The 4,291-nt window shown below is 72.4% G+C and carries 5 protein-coding genes; 3 read left to right on the top strand and 2 right to left on the bottom strand.

Translation table 11 applies throughout. The annotated features are described in order from the left end of the window. The coding region (locus VQ03_RS34770; RefSeq protein ID WP_048453737.1) for a DUF1236 domain-containing protein at positions 1–481 on the top strand (481 nt) is incomplete at its 5' end. Positions 482–500: 19 nt separating this feature from the next. Here the strand turns inward: VQ03_RS34770 and VQ03_RS25585 are convergent. After that, positions 501–1,739, bottom strand: coding sequence for a helix-turn-helix transcriptional regulator (locus tag VQ03_RS25585; protein WP_048453736.1), 1,239 nt, complete (start codon positions 1,737–1,739; stop codon positions 501–503). 243 nt (positions 1,740–1,982) lie between these two features. Between VQ03_RS25585 and VQ03_RS25580 the strand changes: the two genes are divergently transcribed. Together VQ03_RS25580 and VQ03_RS25575 are read left to right on the top strand one after the other, a co-directional pair. Further along, entirely contained in the window at positions 1,983–3,185 is a 1,203-nt protein-coding gene (locus VQ03_RS25580) for a pyridoxal phosphate-dependent aminotransferase (RefSeq protein WP_048453735.1), read from the top strand. 530 nt (positions 3,186–3,715) lie between these two features. Continuing rightward, the gene (locus VQ03_RS25575) at positions 3,716–3,961 is read left to right on the top strand and encodes a hypothetical protein (protein WP_048453734.1); all 246 of its coding nucleotides are present in this window, start codon (positions 3,716–3,718) and stop codon (positions 3,959–3,961) included. A 40-nt stretch (positions 3,962–4,001) separates the two neighbouring features. Here the strand turns inward: VQ03_RS25575 and VQ03_RS33970 are convergent. After that, positions 4,002–4,291, bottom strand: a 290-nt coding sequence (locus VQ03_RS33970) for a class I SAM-dependent methyltransferase (protein WP_048453733.1), incomplete at its 5' end; no start/stop codon positions are given.

Below are 4,291 nucleotides of genomic sequence, written 5' to 3'. Positions count from 1 at the left end.
GGGCCGGGCCGGCGGCGAGGGCACCCAGCCGGGCGCCGGCGGGCGCGGGGCCGAGCAAGGCGGCGAGCGTGGCGACCGCGGGGAGCGCGGAGCCGAGCGCGGCGAGCGTGGTGGTGAGCGCGGCACCGAACGCGGTGACCGGGGCACGGACCGTGGCGAGCGCGGCGAGCGCGGAGCCGAACGCGGCGAGCGCGGCGGCGGCCGGTCCGAGGCCCGGGGCGCCGTCTCCCGTCTCGATACCAGCCAGCGCACCGAGTTCCGCCAGACCATCGTGCGCTCCGGCGTGCGCCCGGTGACGAACGTCAATTTCAGCCTCAATGTCGGCACGGCGGTGCCGCGCTCGGTGACGCTGCACGCCCTGCCGCCGGCGATCCTCACCCTGGTCCCGGCCTATCGCGGCTTCCGCTACGTGCTGGTGCAGGACGACATCGTGATCATCGATCCGGACACCTACGAGATCGTGGACGTGATCCCGGGCTGAGCCTCCGCGCGCCTCCGGTTCAGGCGCGCTGCTTGAGCCGGAGGATGAACACGGCGAGCTCGGATTGTCGCGACACCCCGAGCTTGGCGAAGACTTGGCGCAGCTGCGAGCGGGCGGTCTCGTAGCGGATGCCGAGGCTCCCGGCGGCCTGCACCAGGGAGCGCGACCCGTCCATCAGGAGGGCGAGCCGGGCCTCCGCCGGGGAGAGGCCGTGCTGCGCCAGGCGCTCCTGCCCGCCGCCGCCCCTGGCGGTCCTCCGGCGCAGCACCAGCAGGACGAGCTGGTCCGGCACCAGCAGCCGCGCCATCCCGAGGATGCCGCGCAGGTCCTGGCGCAGGCCGATCGCCGTGACCTGCCAAGTCTTCGGGACCTGCCAAGCCTCCTGGACCTGCCAAGCCTCCGGGACCTGCCAAGCCTCTTGGACCTGCCAAGCCTCCGGGGCCTGCCGGGTCTCCGGGCCGATCCGCACCGGGCCGGGCGCGATCCCGGGCCCGGGGACGTCGCCGCAGGCCAGGGCGACCTCGCGGGCGATCGCCTCGGCGAGGCCCGGATCCCGGACCTGGATCCTGTCGAAGGCGCCGACCCGCAGCACCTCGCCGCCGGCGATGAGGGCCTGGCCGGCGCGGCTCGCCTCGACGAGGCGCAGGTCCCGCGTCACCACGAGAGCCGGGTCGGCCACCCGCTCCAGCAGCGTCTCCCCGGCCGCGAAGGCGGCCCTCGGCGGAAAGCAGGCCCGGTTGGTCTCGATCGCCCGCCGCATCCGCGGTCCGATCCGCTGCATGATCGCGGCGAGCCGCCCGTGGTCGCGGCTCGCCCGGGCGAGGTCGTGCTGCAGGTTCAGCACCGCCAGGCGGCCGTGGGCGTCGATGAGCTTGATCCCGCTCGACGCCGTCTGGCCGCCGAGGCGCGACAGCCAGTCATTGTAGAACTCGGTGTGGTGCAGGGCCGAGACCGGCATCCGCTCCTCCGAATGCATCGGCACCATTTCGGGCGTCGACAGGACCACGGAGATCCACGGATTCACGGCGCCGTAATGCGCCTCGTAGGCCTGGACATGGGCGGGGTCCCAGCCCCAATGGACCAGGGGCAGGCCCGTCCCGGCGGCCGCATCGACGACCTGGAGCACCGGCAGCACGCCGGGCAGGAGACGGCCGATCTCGGCCATCACCGCGTCCCAGGCCGCGGGATCGCAGGCGGCGTGGTCGACCGCCAGGCCGATCGCCGCGCTCACCCGGTCCACGCGCTCCGCCTCGCCCATCGCCGCCGTTCCCGAGACCGCCCGGGCCTCCGCGCCGGTCCGACACGGTCTCACAGCACTCGCGCGGGTGTCCAGAACCATCGCCGGACCTACCGATTTCGCGAGACCGGACAGCCTCTTCTTCAGGCATCGTGCCGCTTGCCCGCGATGACGCACGGGACTAGGGTCCCGCCCGCTCGAAGACCCGCACGGCCCGAACCCGGCCCGACCGGGCATTTTTCAAAGGTTTCTGGAGTCGACATCATGGGCTTTCTGGCCGACGCCCTCTCGCGCGTGAAACCCTCCGCCACCATCGTGATGACCCAGAAGGCGCGGGACCTGAAAGCCCAGGGGCGCGACGTCATCAGCCTGTCGGTCGGCGAGCCGGATTTCGACACGCCCGAGCACATCAAGCAGGCCGCCATCGAGGCGATCCGCCGGGGCGAGACGAAGTATCCGCCGGTCTCCGGCATCGTGCCGCTGCGCGAGGCGATCGCCAAGAAGTTCAAGCGCGAGAACGGCCTCGACTACAAGCCGAGCCAGACCATCGTCGGCACCGGCGGCAAGCAGGTGATCTACAACGCGCTGCTCGCCACCCTGAACCCCGGCGACGAGGTGGTGATCCCGCGGCCCTACTGGGTGTCCTACCCGGAGATGGTCGGCCTGTGCGGCGGCACCCCGGTCTTCGCCGACACCACGATGGAGACGAACTTCAAGCTCCAGGCCGAGGAGCTCGAGCGCGCCATCACCCCGAAGACCAAGTGGGTGATCCTCAACTCGCCCTCGAACCCGTCCGGCGCCGCCTACAGCCACGCCGAGATGAAGGCCCTGACCGACGTGCTGGTGCGCCACCCCCACGTCTGGGTGCTCACCGACGACATGTACGAGCACCTGGTCTACGGCGACTTCACCTTCGTGACCCCGGCCCAGGTCGAGCCCGCGCTCTACGACCGGACGCTGACCATGAACGGCGTCTCGAAATCCTACGCCATGACCGGCTGGCGCATCGGCTACGCCGCCGGCCCCGAGCATCTGATCAAGGCGATGGACTTCGTCCAGGGCCAGCAGACCTCGGGCGCGGCGACGATCTCGCAATGGGCGGCCGTGGCGGCCCTCGAAGGCCCGCAGGACCACCTGGCGCAGTTCCGCGCCGCGTTCCAGACCCGGCGCGACCTCGTCGTGTCGATGCTGAACCAGACCAACGGCCTGCGCTGCCCGACGCCGGAAGGCGCGTTCTACGTCTATCCGTCCTGCGCCGAGCTGATCGGCAAGCGCACGCCGGAGGGCAAGGTGATCGAGACCGACGAGGATTTCGTGCTCGGCCTGCTCGAAGCCGAGGGCGTCGCCTCGGTGCACGGCTCGGCCTTCGGCCTCGGCCCGAACCTGCGCATCTCCTACGCGACCTCGAACCAGCTCCTGGAAGAGGCCTGCAGCCGCATCCAGCGCTTCTGCGGCTCGCTGCGCTGACCCACCCCGTCGGGGTGATCGCGTGATTCGACCCGGCGGGCCCGTGCCCGCCGGGTTTCTTCTCGGCGGCGGTCAAGCTCCCCCGGCCGGCGCGTTTAGACGCAAGCATCCAGGCCGCATTCCGGTTGCTCCCCGGGCCCGGTCTGGCTTACACGGGCCGTCCTCGATGCCGGCGCGCCCGGAGGCGTCCGGAACCCATCCGGGCTGTGCGGCAAAGAGGTCGGCGATGACGGGGTGGGGCGGACCAGTTCTCTGCAACCCATTCCTGTGAGGCTCAGTGGGCCGAGCAGTCGCAGGAGCGTCACGGGTTCGGGGAACAGGAACCGCGACCCTGGCGCATGGCCCACCAGATTCCCCCCGGCGCCCGGATTCCACCAAGCGCCTAAGATCCGCCGCAGGACCTAACCGCCGGCTCCCGTTGTGGGACGGGCCGGCCCCGGCGCGCAGGGGCGACCCATTAAGCAGTGTGGCCCAGGATGGGCGGCGCGGGTCGATCGACGGCTCGCCGAGATCGTGGGTCCCGACCAGTCATGTGGCGCCTTCTCACCGGCGGAATCAAAGTCATCATCGCGATCGCCGCGCTGACCACGGCCGCGAACTGGGTCGCCCTGCGCGAGAAGGACCGGGCGCCGGGCCCGGCCCTCGCCGCCGCGATCGACCCGGCCACCACCGGCACGATCCAACCCCGCAAGGCCGAGGCCGCGCCGGCCCGCCTCGACCAGCGCGGCCTCGGCCGCCTGATGTCGGAGGCGTCGGGGGAGGGCCGCCGGCGCTGAGAGCCGACCGGCCCGATCAGGCCGCGCCCGGGCATCGCCGTCACCGCGCCAGCACCGCCAGCCAGCCCGGCACCCCCACCCCGTTCTGCCGCCGGATCTCCGCCGGCTCCAGCAGGGCCACCGCAAGCCCCGCGGCGCCGGCATCCTCCCGCAGGCTCGCGACGCCGTGGGCGTAGCGCCCGTCGGCGCCGAGCACGGCGCCGCGCTCGCCGGGATGCGCCTGCACGGTGAGGGCGAACAGCCCGCCGGGCACGAGCACCCGGGCGGCCTCCCGCAGAACCGGGCCGATCTCGCGCAGGTAGATGAACACGTCGGCCGCCACCGCGAGGT

Source organism: Methylobacterium tarhaniae (genome assembly GCF_001043955.1).
Taxonomy (GTDB): domain Bacteria; phylum Pseudomonadota; class Alphaproteobacteria; order Rhizobiales; family Beijerinckiaceae; genus Methylobacterium; species Methylobacterium tarhaniae.
This window is presented reverse-complemented; position numbering and strand designations above follow the sequence as displayed.